Below are 15,380 nucleotides of genomic sequence, written 5' to 3' on the forward strand. Positions count from 1 at the left end.
GGAATGTTTGTCGTCTGTTATACCGCTGGCAAGCTATTCCCGTTTATTTTCCTATATAAATCGAGTGCAAATACATCCGTCATTCCGGAGATGTAATCCAATACCGCCTGTATCCTTTCGTAGAGTGCAGGCGCTTTTATGTTGTACTGGCCCGATACGCGATTGATGAGCAGTTGCGAATATGCCTTTTCCGGAGAACGCACGGCGTCAATCATCAGTTCGAGCAGGGTACTGATGATGCGGAAACCGGCAAGTTCAATGTCCAGTACATCGCGTGAACGGTAAATCCTCTTCAGGGAGATGTCTGCACAGTGCTTGTAGGCATTGGCTGGTACCTCGGATATATGGTTGATGAGGCTTCCTTCAAATTCTCCTTTCAGAATCTTTTCTTCATTGTCTACAAAGGCTTGCACGCATTCGCCGATAAGCAGTCCGATAACGCTGGAACGCAGATAGGCTATTTGTTCATTGGTGTCACTTACTATCTCCATCGTTTTGAGCCGGTGTGCTTGGCGCTCTTTCGAGAAATAAGAAAGAAGCAACTCTTTGGTTTCTTGTGTAGTCAGAATTTTCAGTTTGTGAGCATCCTCAATATCCATCATCTGGTAGCAGATGTCATCGGCGGCTTCCACCAGATAGACCAGCGGGTGGCGGGCATATTTCAACGGGGCATCGTTCTGCTTCTCCATACCCAACTCTTCTGCTATGCGGCGAAAACTTTCTTCCTCTGTGATGAAGAAACCGAATTTTGACTTTTTGCCTGCAAGACTCGATGAAAAGGGATATTTCACGATGCTTGCCAAGGTGGAGTAGGTGAGTACAAATCCTCCCTGTCGCCTTCCCTCAAACTGGTGGGTAAGCAGGCGGAACGCATTTGCATTCCCTTCAAAGTGGGTAAGGTCCTCCCATTGGGAAGGTGTCAGTTGGCCCTTCAGGGACATTCCTTTTCCTTCAGAAAAAAAGGTGGAAATAGCTCGTTCTCCCGAATGTCCGAAAGGAGGATTTCCCAAGTCGTGTGCCAGGCAGGCGGCGGAAACGATGGAGCCTATTTCGGTGAGGTAGCTGTCTTGCAGTTCCGGACGGCGGGCAATGAGAGCTTTCGATACATCGTTGCCTAGTGAGCGGCCTACACATGATACTTCCAAGCTGTGTGTCAATCGGTTGTGGACGAATACACTACCGGGAAGAGGGAATACCTGGGTTTTGTTCTGCAGACGGCGGAAGGGAGCAGAGAAGACAAGGCGGTCATAGTCACGTTGGAATTCCGAGCGGTTTTCATGGCGTTCCTGGTGAAACTCTTCCAGTCCGAAGCGTTTGGCAGATATGAGCGTATTCCAATTCATCATGATGTTATTTGAGATTTGACGATTTACTATTTACGATTGAAGTTACTATTATTTAACTGCAAATGTATCACTATTTTGTATAAAAAGCCGTATTTTCGCCCAAGTTTATAGTAAAAGGAAGATGAATTGCGAAACTTGAATTACTCGAATTGTAAGAATAGAAGTAGCCCCAATCGTAAATAGTAAATCGTCAAATCGTAAATAACATCATGTTGAACGTACAAATCATCAATAAATCAAAGCATCCGCTTCCGGCTTATGCCACTGAGCTGTCTGCAGGAATGGATATCCGTGCAAACCTTAACGAACCTATTTCGCTGGCTCCGATGCAGCGGTGTCTGGTGCCTACGGGCCTTTATATCGCTCTTCCGGAAGGATTTGAGGCGCAAGTGCGTCCGCGTAGTGGATTGGCCATTAAGAAGGGGATTACCGTGCTGAACTCCCCTGGAACGATTGATGCCGATTACCGTGGTGAGGTTTGTATTATTCTCGTCAACCTTTCTGCAGAAACCTTCGTCATCGAAGATGGGGAGAGGATTGCACAAATGGTGATAGCGCGTCACGAACAAGCTCTTTGGCAGGAAGTGGAAGTGCTGGATGAGACGGAGCGCGGTGCCGGAGGTTTCGGGCATACGGGTAAAAAATGAATGGATATTGTTCCGTTTTACGGGTTAAGAATTTATAATTAAATAGATGAGAATCAGAGTAAAAATAATACTTGCGTTGTTGATAGGTACCTTCTGCTTTACTACGTACGGAGTGCAGGCTGCCAACGTTCAAGCTTCAAAGGAGAAAATGAGCGGGTACGGTCGGTCTGAAAAGGCACGGAAGGAATTGAAGAAACGGAAGAAGTCGAAGAAAGCCGACGTTTCGCTCGTAAAGGAGCTTACCCCCGAACAGCAGCGCCGTTACGACTACTTCTTTCTTGAAGCCGCCCGTCTGAAAGTCCAAAAAGACTATGATGCGGCTTTCGATGTCCTGCAACATTGCCTGACGATAAACCCGAACGCATCATCGGCTTTGTATGAGATGGCCCAGTATTATATGTACCTCAAGCAGGTGCCGTTGGGACAAGCCGCCTTGGAAAAGGCGGTGGAGAATGCTCCCCATAATTACTGGTATGCCCAGGGACTTGCCAATCTGTATATGCAGCAAAACGAAACGGAGAGAGCCGCTGCCTTGTTGGAAAATATGGCGGTACGTTTCTCGGATAAGCTGGACCCGCTATACAACTTGCTGGAGATTTACAACCGCCAGGAAGAGTATGACAAAGTTATCGGTATACTGAACAAGCTCGAGGAACGGATGGGCAAGAATGAACAGCTCAGTATGGAGAAGTTCCGCATCTATCTGCAAAAGAAGGACGACAAGAGCGCCTTTCATGAAATAGAAAGTCTGGTAGAAGAGTATCCCAACGATATGCGCTATCAGGTTGTGCTGGGGGATGTCTATATGCAGAACGGGAAAAAGCAGGAAGCTTATGAGATTTACAAGAAGGTGCTGGCCGAAGAGCCGGACAATGCAATGGCCATGTACTCATTGGCTTCTTACTACGAAGAGACCGGACAGAAGGAGCTGTATGAACAGCAATTGGACACGCTGTTGCTGAACAAGAAAGTGGCTTCGGACACCAAACTGAATGTGATGCGGCAGTTCATCGTGCAGAACGAGCAGGCAGGCAAGGACAGTACACGTGTCATTACGCTCTTCAACCGCATCATGGAGCAGGAGCCCGATGAGGCGCAATTACCTTTGCTGTATGCCCAATATCTTCTTTCCAAAGGAATGAACAAGGAGGCAGGGCCGGTTCTGCGCCAGGTTCTGGCGATAGACCCTACCAACACAGCGGCTCGTATGACATTGCTGGGGGAAGCTGTGCGCCAGGAGGATTACAAGGAAATAATGAATTTGTGCGAAGCCGGTGTGGAGTCCAATCCCGATATGTTGGAGTTCTATTTCTATCTGGCCATTGCCTACAACCAGGCGGAACGGACGGATGATGCCCTTGCCATCTGTCAAAAGGCTTTGTCGCACGTCAAGGACGACAGCAAGAAGGAGGTCGTATCAGATTTTTATGCCATTATCGGTGATGCTTATCACACCAAGAATCTGCATGCGGAAGCTTATGCGGCTTATGATTCCGCTTTGGTGTACAATCCTTCAAACATCGGTGCCTTGAATAACTACGCATATTATCTTTCCGTGGAGCGCCGCGACTTGGACAAGGCGGAAGAGATGAGCTACAAGACAGTGAAAGCCGAGCCGAACAATTCCACCTATCTCGATACATATGCATGGATATTGTTTGTTAAAGGTAATTATGCCGAGGCGCGTCTCTACATAGATGAGGCGATAAAGAATGATAAAGATAGCAGTGACGTGGTCTTGGAACATTGCGGAGATATCTATTACATGACTGGCGATGCGGAAGGTGCCTTGAAATACTGGAAGCAAGCCTGGGATAAGGGCAATCGCTCTGATACGTTGAAACAGAAAATACAAAAAAAGAAATATATATCAGATGAAACTAAACCTGCTGAATGATATGGCAAGGACGTGCCGCCTATTGTCCTTGCTGTTGTTGCTGGCTGTGGGGCTTGCCGGTTGCAAGACTTCGCGTCACTCAAGTTCTCTGTCCGGAGAATCTGCCTGCCTTTCCTCCAAAGTGCAGCTGACGGTACCCCATAAAGATGCCACCCTTACTGTGAACGGTACGATGAAGTTGAAGAAGGAAGAATGCATGCAGATTTCCTTTCTGATGCCGATACTTCGTACGGAGGTGGCACGTATGGAAGTCACCCCGGATGAGATTCTGTTGGTAGACCGTATGGGAAAACGTTATGTCCGTGCAACACGTAAGGAACTGAAGGATGTGCTGCCCAAGAAGGCGGATTTTGCCCATTTGGAGAAACTGCTTTATGCTGCTTCCAAACCCAATGGCAAGAAGGTGCTTACCGGCAAGGAACTCGGGATACCCTCTCTGGAAAAGGGAAAGATTGAACTTTCCAACTTCTCGGATAAGCCTTTTGCCCTGACTCCTACCCAGCTCTCACAGAAATATAAAGAGGTGGAGCTGGAAGAACTGCTGGAAATGCTGATGGACCTTTGATTAGTTGATAATTAATAGTTGATAATTGATAATTGTCGGATAATCCCTCATAACTTATAACTCATAACTTATGAAGCTTCTCCTTCTCTTCTTTCTCCTCCTTTTGCCGGTTTCCCCGCTCCTTGCCCAGTCCAACAAGCTGATTAAGGAACTGGAAAGCAAGCGTGGTGCCTTGCAGAAACAGATAGCAGAGTCGGAAACGCTGTTGATAACCGCCAAGAAGGATGTGGGAAGCCAGTTGAACGGTCTTGCTGCACTGACCGGACAGATAGAAGAGCGCAAACGCTATATTCTGACTATCAATAATGATGTGGAATCCATAGAGCGCGAGTTGTCTTCATTAGAACGTCAGTTGACCCGCCTGCAACGTGACCTAAGGGACAAGAAGAAGAAATACGAATCGTCCGTTCAATATTTGTATAAGAACCGCTCCATTGAAGAGAAGCTGATGTTCATTTTCTCTGCCAAGAGCCTGGCACAGACCTATCGACGCATGCGCTATGTACGTGAATATGCTACTTATCAGCGCCTGCAAGGCGAGGAAGTGTTGAAAAAGCAGGAGCAGGTGAACCGTAAGAAGACTGAGCTTCAGCAAGTGAAGGTTGCCAAAGAAGGATTGTTGAAAGAACGTGAAGAGGAGAAAGTCAAGCTGGAAGCGCAGGAGAAGGAACAAAAGTTGTTGGTAGCCAATCTGAAAAAGAAACAGCGGGGATTGCAGAACGAACTGAATAAGAAACGCCGTGAAGCCAATCAGCTCAATGCACGCATTGACCGTCTGATAGCGGAAGAAATAGAGAAAGCGCGTAAGCGTGCGGCAGAAGAAGCGCGCCGTGAGGCAGCCGCACGTAAAAAGGCTGGTGAGAAAACCGAAAAAACGGCAACTGCCTCTACGCCCGCAAAACCGAAGGCACAGCCTTTGGAAACTTACTCCATGAGTAAGGCAGACCGTGAATTATCAGGGAACTTTGCTAATAATCGCGGTAAGTTGCCGATGCCCATCACCGGAGCGTATATCATTACCAGCCATTACGGCCAGTATTCTGTGGAAGGTTTGCGCAATGTCAAGCTGGACAATAAGGGCATCGATATACAAGGGAAACCGGGTGCCCAAGCCCGTGCCATCTTCAATGGTAAAGTGGCGGCTGTCTTTAAACTGAACGGACTGTTCAATATCCTTGTCCGTCACGGGAATTATATATCAGTCTATTGCAACTTGTCATCGGCCTCGGTGAAGCAGGGCGATGATGTTGCCACCAAACAGACTCTCGGACAAATCTTCTCGGATGGGGCCGACAATGGTCGTACGGTGCTACACTTCCAATTGAGGAAAGAGAAGGAAAAACTGAATCCGGAGCCGTGGCTGAACAGATAATGATAATTTAAATTTTTACTCCTTCCAGCAACTCCAGATACATCCCTATCGCCTCCTCTATCTCCTTGACAAAGATAAATTCATCGGCAGTGTGTGAACGGGCACTTTTCCCCGGCCCCATCTTTAGAGAAGGGAACGGCATCAGTGCCTGGTCGGACAAGGTCGGTGAGCCGAAAGGAGTACGTTTCATGGCAATGGCCTTTTGCACTACCGGATGCTCCGGAGCTACGTGTGAAGAGCTTAGCCGGAAGGAGCGGGCTTTGGCTTCACACGTGATGTGTTTCTGTATTTCATCGAATAGCTCATGATTGCTATAACACTCGTTGCTGCGAATGTCTACGACAAAAGTACAACGGTCGGGAATGACGTTATGCTGTGTACCGGCGTTTACCATGGTTACGCTCATTTTCACGGGACCCAGCAGGGAAGATTCTTTTGGAAAACGGTAATCACGAAACCAGGTAATATCATCCAATACCTTATATATAGCATTATCTCCCTCGCTTCGGGCAGCATGTCCCGATTTTCCGGTAGCAGTTACGTCCAGCACCATCAATCCTTTTTCTGCAATGGCAGGTTGCATCTCTGTCGGCTCGCCTACAATGGCAAACTGTATGGGAGGGAGTTCCGGCAATACGCATTCTATTCCCCCTTTGCCTGATACTTCCTCCTCACACGAGGCAAGATATATCAGATTGTAGGCCTGAGTGGTGCGGCACAATGTCAGGAATACTTGCAGCAGGCTGACTACACTGGCTCCGGCATCGTTGCTGCCCAGCCCGTAGAGCTTTCCATTACTTTCCAGCGTTGGTTTGAAAGGATCTTTCCGCCACCCGTTGACGGGTTTTACGGTGTCGATATGGGAATTCAGCAGCAAGGTCGGTTTCTTTAGGTCGAACATCGGGCTGAGGCACCATACATTGTTGCCTTTACGTCCTGTTGCCATGCCTTGCATTTCGATATAGTTCTGCAGATAATCCGCCGCTTTCTCCTCGTCGCGGCTCAAGGAAGGAATGGCTATCAGTGATTTGAGCAATCCGATTGCTTCGGAAGTTAAAGTCGGTATATCGTAAATCATATTCGGTAAATAAATAATCTGGCCGCAAACTTACGGATAAAAAATGAAAAGGACGCCAAACCGACGTCCTTTCTGTTTTTTCAATATTGTTTAGAAGAAGCAACTGAGTGATATCATCAAGTTGCGGTTTTTGTTGCCTGAATCTTTAATGTTCTCTACCAGTCCCCAGTCATAACCGATGGAAATCTGATATTTCTGACTGAATTCGACTCCGGCTTTTAATCCGAGACCGAAATCAAAACGCTTCATGGCATCATCCCCGAATACATTGGTGGAGTTATCATCAAACTCATATTCGTCAAGAATATCTCCTTCTGCCTTGGCTTTGCCAAAAAGACCGATGGCTAAATAAGGACCGGCATTGCCGAATATGGCAAAGTTCTCATTCACTGCATATTTATAGCCAATGTGTACAGGAATTTCCAGGTAGTAGGGATTGAACTTGATAGAAGCAGCAGAGCCTCCGTCTATTTTGGCTCCTTTCAGCGTAAGTAATGCACCCATATCGAGGTAGACTCCTTCTGAAATTTGAGGCAATCCTACTTCAGCCTTTACCCCAGCATGAAAGCCTATTTTACTGTCGAAACCGGTAATGGAGAAGTTACTGGAGTTCATGCCGACTGTTGCTCCCCATCTGAGGTTGTCTTGAGCATTGATGCTTGCTAAACCTATGGTCAGCATAGCCATTAAAAGCAATACTTTTTTCATGTTCATTGAATTTGATTTAGTTTGTATATCACCACAAATATATATATATTTAATATATTTCTATTGTTTTAATGGTAAAGAAAGTATCTTTTGTGGATAATTTGCTAACGGATGGTCGGATACTTTAAAGGTAAAGTTTGAATAATTACCCGCTAATATCAAATTAGTTTCAAATGAAACCACTACCTTTGTACCGTATTTACCAATATCAAAAGTTATGACTTATCATCATTTATCTGTCCTGGTGCATCGCCAGGCAGAGAAGTATGGAGACAAAATAGCCCTGAAATACAGGGACTATGAAACTGCACAATGGATACCCATCTCTTGGAAAGAGTTCTCACAGACTGTACGCCGGACTGCCAATGCAATGGTGGCTTTGGGAATAGAGCCACAAGAGAATATCGGTATCTTCTCGCAGAATAAACCCGAATGTCTCTTTACTGATTTCGGTGCATTCGCCAACCGGGCGGTGACTATACCTTTGTATGCTACCAGCTCACCGGCCCAGGCACAGTATATCATCAACGATGCACAGATACGTTATCTGTTTGTAGGCGAGCAGTTCCAGTACGATGCCGCTTTCAGCGTGTTCGGATTTTGCCAGTCTCTGCAGCAGCTCATCATCTTCGACCGTGCTGTGGTGAAAGATCCGCGCGACATGACTTCCATCTATTTTGATGAATTTATGGCAATGGATGAAGAGTTGCAGCACAATGCCATTGTAGAAGAACGTACAGCAGCTGCCTCAGATGATGACCTCGCCAATATCCTTTATACTTCCGGTACTACCGGTGAGCCGAAAGGTGTCATGCTCCATCATTTCAATTATAGAGAGGCTTTCCGCATTCATGATATCCGATTGCCTTTCATGACAGACCGGGATGTTTCCATGAACTTCCTTCCGCTGACCCATGTATTCGAAAAGGCATGGACCTACCTTTGTATACACCGGGGGGTGCAGGTCTGCATCAATCTCCGTCCACAAGATATCCAAACTACTATTAAAGAGATACGCCCTACACTGATGTGCAGTGTACCCCGTTTTTGGGAGAAAGTCTATGCCGGTGTGCAGGAGAAGATTTCCCAGGAAACCGGTCTGCGTAAGGCGATGATGTTGGATGCCATCAAGGTGGGCAGGACGCATAACATTGATTATTTGCGCCAAGGAAAGACTCCTCCGATGATGCTTCATCTGAAATACAAGTTCTACGAAAAGACCATTTATGCTCTGCTGAAGAAGACGATAGGTATTGAGAACGGTAATTTCTTCCCTACGGCAGGTGCTGCTGTGCCCGATGAAATCTGCGAGTTTGTGCATTCTGTAGGTATAAACATGGTGGTGGGCTATGGTCTGACGGAATCTACGGCTACCGTTTCCTGCTTCCTCAACGAAGGCTATGAGATTGGTTCCGTAGGTACGGTGATGCCTGATGTGGAGGTGAAGATTGGCGAGAACAACGAGATACTTCTTCGTGGTAAGACTATCACTACCGGCTATTACAAGAAACCGGAGGCAACGGCTGCTGCCATCGACCGTAACGGTTGGTTCCACACGGGTGATGCCGGTTATTTGAAGGATAGCCATCTGTATCTGACGGAGCGTATCAAAGACTTGTTCAAGACCTCCAACGGAAAATACATTTCGCCGCAGGCATTGGAAACGAAGCTGGCTATTGACCGTTACATTGACCAGATTGCTGTCATTGCCGATGAGCGTAAGTTTGTTTCCGCTTTGATAGTTCCCGTTTATGGCTTTGTGAAGGATTATGCCAAGGAGAAAGGCATTGCATACAACAATATGGATGAGTTACTGCAACATTCCAAGATACAAGCGTTGTTCCGTGCCCGTATCGATACCTTGCAGCAACAGTTCGCCCATTACGAGCAAGTGAAGCGCTTCACGCTCCTGACCGAACCGTTCAGCATGGAGCGTGGCGAGCTGACGAACACGCTGAAGCTGAAACGCTCTGTAGTGGCAAAGAACTACAAGGGGCTGATTGACAAGATGTACGAGGAATAGATTTCCATTTGTTTGTTTTTGAACCGTCCGACTTGGAGTGAATTATTTTCATTCCGGGCCGGACGGTTTGTTTTATGTATGGACTTGCCCTTGGCAGATAGGACTCTCGAGTATGTGCACGTTAGTTAGGCTTAAAAAAACAGCCTGGTAGATAAATGGGGATTTATCATTTCAAAACAGCTTCTTCAAAGATAAAGGGGAAGAACCGTCTGTCATCTGTCACGGGATTCAAGCACGTAGTCCGGAACGCTCCCCTTGTTCAGTCCGTCTTTCCCCGTTGCTTTATCCCTCAAACGCTTGGTGTCTGTCCCCGAAACAGCCTTTGTTCATTGTCGGCTCACTCGGGTGAACAAATCAGCTCACTATGGTGAACAACTCCGTTCACTATAGTGAACGAGTCAGACCACTATAGTGAGCCGCTCAGAAACTCAAAGCCTCTATAAGACAAAGAAGCGGACACAACAAGAGAAAGAAGGGGACGAGACAAGAGAAAGCAAGGGAACGGGACAGACCGAACACCGGTGAGGGCAAAATTTGCCCTCACCCTTTTTATTTGCCCTCACTCACCCATGTAATGCCGATGAACAGGGCGGTTCGGGAAGTGAGTGAGGGCGGTGAGGGCAACATTAAGAAAATCGTATTAGTTTTTCCTTCTTCTTCCGAACCCGATTAACTTTTATTAGCAAAGAAACTTCTGTTTCTCGATAGGGTTGCGGTTCTCTACCCGGTTTTATATACGAAGCTTAAAAAGAAATCTGCAGAATAAGAGACATTTTAATAAGCTCGAGTATTAACCGTAACATTCTAATAGCCTATGTAGCATACAAAAAGAAACAAATGAGATTGACATTCAACCCTGCTTGTCAATCGGAAAGACAGACCCCATCAGAATCTGTTTATTAACTTAACACATTTAATCTAATATTTATTTTCCGAAAAACAGCTTATGAAAAAAAGAATTATGCTGACCTTGGTTTGCCTGCTGGCAGCCATCGGTTGGGTAGCAGCCCAGAATTCCCCCATTACCGGTATCGTTATTTCAGCTGAGGACAATGAACCGATTATCGGAGCTTCCGTATTGGTAAAAGGAAGCACTACCGGAGCCGTAACAGATTTAGACGGCAAATTCACTATTACAGATGCGCCCGCAGGTGCGAAAATCCTGCAAGTGTCTTTCGTAGGTATGATAACACAAGAAGTTCCCATCACTCCGGGGACGATAAGAGTCACATTAAAGAATGATGCCAAGCTGCTGGATGAAGTGGTGGTAACGGCATTGGGTATCGCAAAGAAAGAAAAATCACTGACTTACTCTACCCAGGTGGTAAACGGTGATGAACTGGCACGCGTGAAAGACCCCAATATGATGAACGCATTGGCCGGTAAGACGGCAGGTGTGCAGATTAATAAGAGTTCTTCCGGTTTGGGAGGTTCTTCTAAAGTGATTATCCGTGGTAACCGTTCTGTAAGCGGAAGTAACCAGCCGTTGTATGTGATAGACGGTGTACCGTTCGGTTCATCTGCCAACGAAAATACCTCAACTACTATCGGCGGAGACAACGACAGTGGTAACTACGACCGTGGCGACGGTATTTCCAATCTGAATCCCGATGATATTGAGAGCATGAACATATTGAAAGGCCCTGCCGCTGCTGCACTTTACGGTAGTTCGGCTGCCAATGGTGTGGTGATTATTACCACTAAGAAGGGCAAGGAAGGACGCGCCAGTATTACTTTCAATTCAAGTACGACGATTGATAATGCGGCTTATGGCATTCCCGAGTTTCAAAACCATTATACAGGTACCGGCCAAAGTTGGGGTAGTGAAATCAACGGTAGTCCCGATTATGCCGACGAGTTCTTCAGAACCGGTGTAACTACCATCAACTCCCTTTCTTTGAGCATGGGTTCGCAGGCTATGCAGACTTATTTCTCGTATGCCAATACCGTAGGAAAGGGTGTGGTAGAAAACAATCGTCTGATGAAGCATAACTTCAACTTCCGCGAAACTGCCAATTTCTTGAATAACAAGTTGACTATTGATGCTAATATTAATGGTATGTACCAGCGTGGTAACAACCGTGTAACTTCCGGCGGTTACTATATGAATCCTCTGGTAGGTCTTTATCACTTCCCACGTGGTGGAGTAGAAGGGGGCAAAGACTTCTACTACTATAAAGAGAACTATCAGGTACTTAATCCGTCTCGTAATATGATGGATCAAGCTTGGTATCAGAACGCCAGTGTAGGTGCAGGCGACTTTGAGCAGAATCCCTATTGGTTGATTAACAAAGCTCCTAACGAGGATACCCGTTATCGTGCCATGTTTAATTTGAGTGTAAAGTATCAGTTTAACAAACTCTTTAGCCTGCAAGCCCGTGGTAGTGCAGACTTTATCAACGACAAGAATGAGACACACATGTATGCCGGTACCAGCTCTATCTTGGCGGGTCTGAACGCCCAGCAGACGGGTTCCAATGGCCGTTATATCTATGGCGAAAGCAGTGAACTGACCACTTATGGTGATATTCTGTTTACTTATCAGCAACAATTCGAGAAGTTTAGTGTGAACGCATCAGTCGGCGCCAGTATAAATGACTATACCGGCAGAGGTACGGGATTTGACTCCTATCCGGGTACGCTTTCCATTCCGAATGTATTTGTAATAGGTAATGTGGATGTGAACGGAGGTCTTCCGAGCGATTGGAAGACTCACACGCAGTCGCAATCAGTATTCTTCACCGGACAGGTAGGCTTTATGGACCAACTTTACCTAGATGTCACTGCTCGTAATGATTGGACTTCCACACTTGCATTCACTAAATACAAGAACAAAGGTTTCTTCTATCCGTCGGTAGGTGTGACTTGGTTGCTCAACGAAACGCTGAAACTACCCGAATGGATTGACTTGGGTAAAATTCGTGGTGCATGGTCGCAAGTGGGTAACGGATTGAGTTCTTATATTTCTCATCCACTCAATTCTATTAGCAAAAATGGTAATGTAAACTTTAATACTACTGCCCCGTTTGACGAACTGAAACCGGAAAGAACTACTTCTATAGAATTCGGTACGGAATGGCGCTTCTTCAATAGCCGTTTGGAGTTTGACTTTACCTATTATAAGACAAGTACCAAGGATCAGCTTTTCAATCTGCCGGCTCCTACCGGTTCTTCTTATGCGCGTTATTATGTCAATGCCGGTGAAATCCAAAACAAGGGTGTGGAAATTGTGCTGAATGCCACTCCGGTGATGACTAAGGATTTCCGTTGGAAAACAGGTGTGAACTTTGCCACCAACAAGAATGAAGCAATCAAACTGGTGGATGAACTTGACCGTTTTATGTTCAACGGTGGTGAAAGTAATAATGTATGGAGCTATCTGGAAGTGGGCGGCTCGTTCGGTGATATTTATGGTACTACGTTTGTACGCGATGACAATGGCAAGATTCAGTATGAGAAGAAAGAAGTGGAAATTGACGGAACGAAAGAGACCATGACTATTCCAATGGTCAATAAGGATCCCGTGAAGCTGGGCAATTCCAGTCCTGACTTCAATTTGGGATGGAGCAACACCATCACTTGGAAGGACTTTTCTCTTTACTTCTTGATTGATGGACGGTTTGGCGGTGATGTGATGTCATTGACAGAAGCTGACTTGGATCAACAAGGTGTAAGCAAGACATCGGGTGATGCCCGTGACCGTGGGTACATTATGTTGGAAGGAACCCGCATCGACGGTGGAAAAAACAACCGGAATATTCAGGAATTCTACAATGTGGTGGGCGGACGTGCCGGTGTGACAGAACACTATATGTATGATGCTACCAACATCCGTCTGCGCGAATTGTCACTCTCTTACTCATTGCCGCAAGCACTGCTTGCCAAAACCGGCTTCATCAAAGGGCTACAAATTTCTTTGATAGGGCGCAATCTGTTCTTCTTCAAGAATAATGCTCCTTACGACCCGGACGGTCTGATGTCTACCAGCAATCGTTTGCAAGGTGTCGATGTATTCGGTATGCCGACTAATCGCTCGTTTGGTTTCAACTTGAAGGTTAACTTTTAAATGATTTAGCAAATATGAAGAAATTTATAAAATATACAGGTATTGCTTTTTTAGCAGCCTCTTTCCTTACTGCTTGTACGGGAGCTTTTGAAGATATGAATACAGATCCCAAAGGGGTTACAGACGAAGAACTGAAACAGGACGGTAATTATATAGGTGCTCATTTTGTACCTATGATGAAGTCGGTTTATTACAATACCAGCGGTGGAAACTGGGAATTCCAGTTGACGCAGAACTTGCACGCCGACATGTTTTCCGGCTATATGTCAAGTATCAATCCCTTTAATGGCAATGTCAATAATATGACTTATTCCATGAATGCCGGTTGGAACGATTACTGCTGGGATTATGCTTATAATACGGTCATGTCGGAATGCCTGAAGGCACAGAAAAAATGTGCGGAAGACCCGGATACCTATGCTCACTTCAATGCCATCAGTACCATTATCCGCGTGCTTGCCATGTCGCGTACGGCTGACCAATACGGTTGCATCATCTATTCTGAATATGGCAAGTCGGCCACCGGAGGTAAATACGATGCTGGTGATGTGGTCTATAAGGCTTTCTTTAAGGAATTGAAAGAGGCTGCAGATGTATTGCGTGACGCTCTGACGAAATCAGTGGTAGGTTTTGGTGCCTTCGACCTTGCCTATGGTGGAGACCTTGCCAAGTGGGCCAAGCTGTGCAACTCTTTGCGTCTTCGTTTAGCTATGCGTGTAGTGAAGTTTGATGCCGTTTGGGCGCAGACAGAAGCTGAAGCTGCCATGAGCGATTCTAATGGTCTGATTGAAACCAACGATGGCAACCTCAAATTCTCTGGTAAAGGCTATACTAATCCGTTGACAACTTTGGTTGCATGGGGCGATTGCAGTTTGAATGCGAATATGACTTCTATCTTGGGCGGTATGAACGATGCTCGTTTGAAGCTGATGGCCAATGAAATAGATGGTAAAGTCGTTGGTTTTAGAACAGGTGTTGATATTCCGGGTGGTTTTAAAGACGTGGCTTTTGGCAAGGTAAGTTCGCCTGCTACAAAAATTGATGAAACGATTCCTTTGGTTACTGCCAGTGAAACGCTTTTACTGGAGGCCGAGGCTGCTTTGCGTGGTTGGAACGTTAACGGCAAAGGAACCGCAAAAAGCCTTTATGAAAGAGGGGTACAGACTTCGTTCGAACAATGGGGAGCAGTTATTGGAAACTACCTTGAAGGTGAAACTCCTGCAACTGACCATAACGATAATTTGTTGCCGACAGCTTCTACAAAAGCTGTCAGCAAGGTGACAGCCAAGTGGAACGATGCTTTGAGCAACGAAGAGAAGTTTGCCAAGATTGCCACACAGCGCTGGATTGCTATCTTCCCCGAAGGTATCAACGGTTGGGCCGATTATCGTCGTACAGGTTATCCTAAGCTTTTCAAGAACGACGTTAACTATAGTCAAGGAGAGATTGACACGGATTTGGGACCTCGTCGTCTGCCTTTCACATTGGCTGAGAAAACTACTAATCCCGACTATGCGGATGCGGTTTCCAAATTGGGTGGTCCTGATAATGCGGGTACTCGTGTATTTTGGGATATAGATAAACCGAACTTCTAGGCTAATCGTATCATAGATAAAAGAGTTCTGGAAAAAATAATCTTTGATAAATGAAAATAGGGAGAAGTCTGAGATATGTTTCT

Annotated in this window: 10 protein-coding genes; 7 read left to right on the forward strand and 3 right to left on the reverse strand. The window is 46.0% G+C overall.

The features are described 5' to 3' along the window. Positions 1-17 precede the first annotated feature (17 nt). Positions 18-1,346, reverse strand: a complete 1,329-nt coding sequence (locus DXD78_RS08295; RefSeq protein ID WP_009037700.1) for a deoxyguanosinetriphosphate triphosphohydrolase — start codon at positions 1,344-1,346, stop codon at positions 18-20. Positions 1,347-1,558: 212 nt separating this feature from the next. Here DXD78_RS08295 and dut point away from each other — a divergent pair, with 212 nt between their 5' ends. The 4 genes from dut (at position 1,559) to DXD78_RS08315 (ending at position 5,827) form a co-directional block, all read left to right on the forward strand. Continuing rightward, on the forward strand, positions 1,559-1,993 hold the full coding sequence (gene dut, locus DXD78_RS08300) for a dUTP diphosphatase (RefSeq protein WP_025831605.1): 435 nt from the start codon (positions 1,559-1,561) through the stop codon (positions 1,991-1,993). A gap of 46 nt (positions 1,994-2,039) precedes the next feature. Continuing rightward, positions 2,040-3,890, forward strand: coding sequence for a tetratricopeptide repeat protein (locus tag DXD78_RS08305; RefSeq protein WP_034529262.1), 1,851 nt, complete (start codon positions 2,040-2,042; stop codon positions 3,888-3,890). Next, positions 3,868-4,455, forward strand: coding sequence for a DUF4292 domain-containing protein (locus DXD78_RS08310; RefSeq protein WP_005830366.1), 588 nt, complete (start codon positions 3,868-3,870; stop codon positions 4,453-4,455). Before DXD78_RS08305 ends, DXD78_RS08310 begins: the two co-directional genes overlap by 23 nt. 70 nt (positions 4,456-4,525) lie before the next feature. Continuing rightward, positions 4,526-5,827, forward strand: coding sequence for a murein hydrolase activator EnvC (locus DXD78_RS08315; protein WP_117652681.1), 1,302 nt, complete (start codon positions 4,526-4,528; stop codon positions 5,825-5,827). Positions 5,828-5,834: 7 nt separating this feature from the next. Here the strand turns inward: DXD78_RS08315 and DXD78_RS08320 are convergent, their stop codons facing one another. Further along, positions 5,835-6,905 (reverse strand): M20 family metallo-hydrolase, encoded by a 1,071-nt coding sequence (locus tag DXD78_RS08320; RefSeq protein WP_009037702.1) that lies wholly within the window; start codon positions 6,903-6,905, stop codon positions 5,835-5,837. A gap of 90 nt (positions 6,906-6,995) precedes the next feature. After that, positions 6,996-7,613, reverse strand: coding sequence for a porin family protein (locus tag DXD78_RS08325; protein WP_005834577.1), 618 nt, complete (start codon positions 7,611-7,613; stop codon positions 6,996-6,998). Between the two features lie 217 nt (positions 7,614-7,830). On the opposite strand from DXD78_RS08325, the gene DXD78_RS08330 reads away from it, so the two are divergent. From DXD78_RS08330 to DXD78_RS08340, 3 genes are all read left to right on the forward strand, one after another. Beyond that, entirely contained in the window at positions 7,831-9,636 is a 1,806-nt protein-coding gene (locus DXD78_RS08330; RefSeq protein WP_009037703.1) for a long-chain fatty acid--CoA ligase, read from the forward strand. A 946-nt stretch (positions 9,637-10,582) separates the two neighbouring features. Further along, positions 10,583-13,702 carry a SusC/RagA family TonB-linked outer membrane protein gene (locus tag DXD78_RS08335; RefSeq protein ID WP_009037704.1) on the forward strand — a complete coding sequence of 1,040 codons (3,120 nt, stop codon included), beginning with the start codon at positions 10,583-10,585 and terminating at the stop codon, positions 13,700-13,702. A 14-nt stretch (positions 13,703-13,716) separates the two neighbouring features. Then, complete coding sequence (locus tag DXD78_RS08340; RefSeq protein WP_009037705.1) at positions 13,717-15,297, forward strand: SusD/RagB family nutrient-binding outer membrane lipoprotein; 1,581 nt, start codon at positions 13,717-13,719, stop codon at positions 15,295-15,297. Positions 15,298-15,380 lie beyond the last annotated feature (83 nt).

The sequence above is a fragment of the Bacteroides sp. D20 genome (assembly GCF_003436255.1).
Classification (GTDB): domain Bacteria; phylum Bacteroidota; class Bacteroidia; order Bacteroidales; family Bacteroidaceae; genus Bacteroides; species Bacteroides uniformis.

Bases quoted from the DNA above. Each gene is read 5' to 3' on its own strand.
- DXD78_RS08295 (WP_009037700.1), bottom strand. From the start codon at position 1,346: ATGATGAATTGGAATACGCTCATATCTGCCAAACGCTTCGGACTGGAA.
- DXD78_RS08305 (WP_034529262.1), top strand. From the start codon at position 2,040: ATGAGAATCAGAGTAAAAATAATACTTGCGTTGTTGATAGGTACCTTC.
- DXD78_RS08310 (WP_005830366.1), top strand. From the start codon at position 3,868: ATGAAACTAAACCTGCTGAATGATATGGCAAGGACGTGCCGCCTATTG.
- DXD78_RS08315 (WP_117652681.1), top strand. From the start codon at position 4,526: ATGAAGCTTCTCCTTCTCTTCTTTCTCCTCCTTTTGCCGGTTTCCCCG.
- DXD78_RS08320 (WP_009037702.1), bottom strand. From the start codon at position 6,905: ATGATTTACGATATACCGACTTTAACTTCCGAAGCAATCGGATTGCTC.
- DXD78_RS08325 (WP_005834577.1), bottom strand. From the start codon at position 7,613: ATGAAAAAAGTATTGCTTTTAATGGCTATGCTGACCATAGGTTTAGCA.
- DXD78_RS08330 (WP_009037703.1), top strand. From the start codon at position 7,831: ATGACTTATCATCATTTATCTGTCCTGGTGCATCGCCAGGCAGAGAAG.
- DXD78_RS08335 (WP_009037704.1), top strand. From the start codon at position 10,583: ATGAAAAAAAGAATTATGCTGACCTTGGTTTGCCTGCTGGCAGCCATC.
- DXD78_RS08340 (WP_009037705.1), top strand. From the start codon at position 13,717: ATGAAGAAATTTATAAAATATACAGGTATTGCTTTTTTAGCAGCCTCT.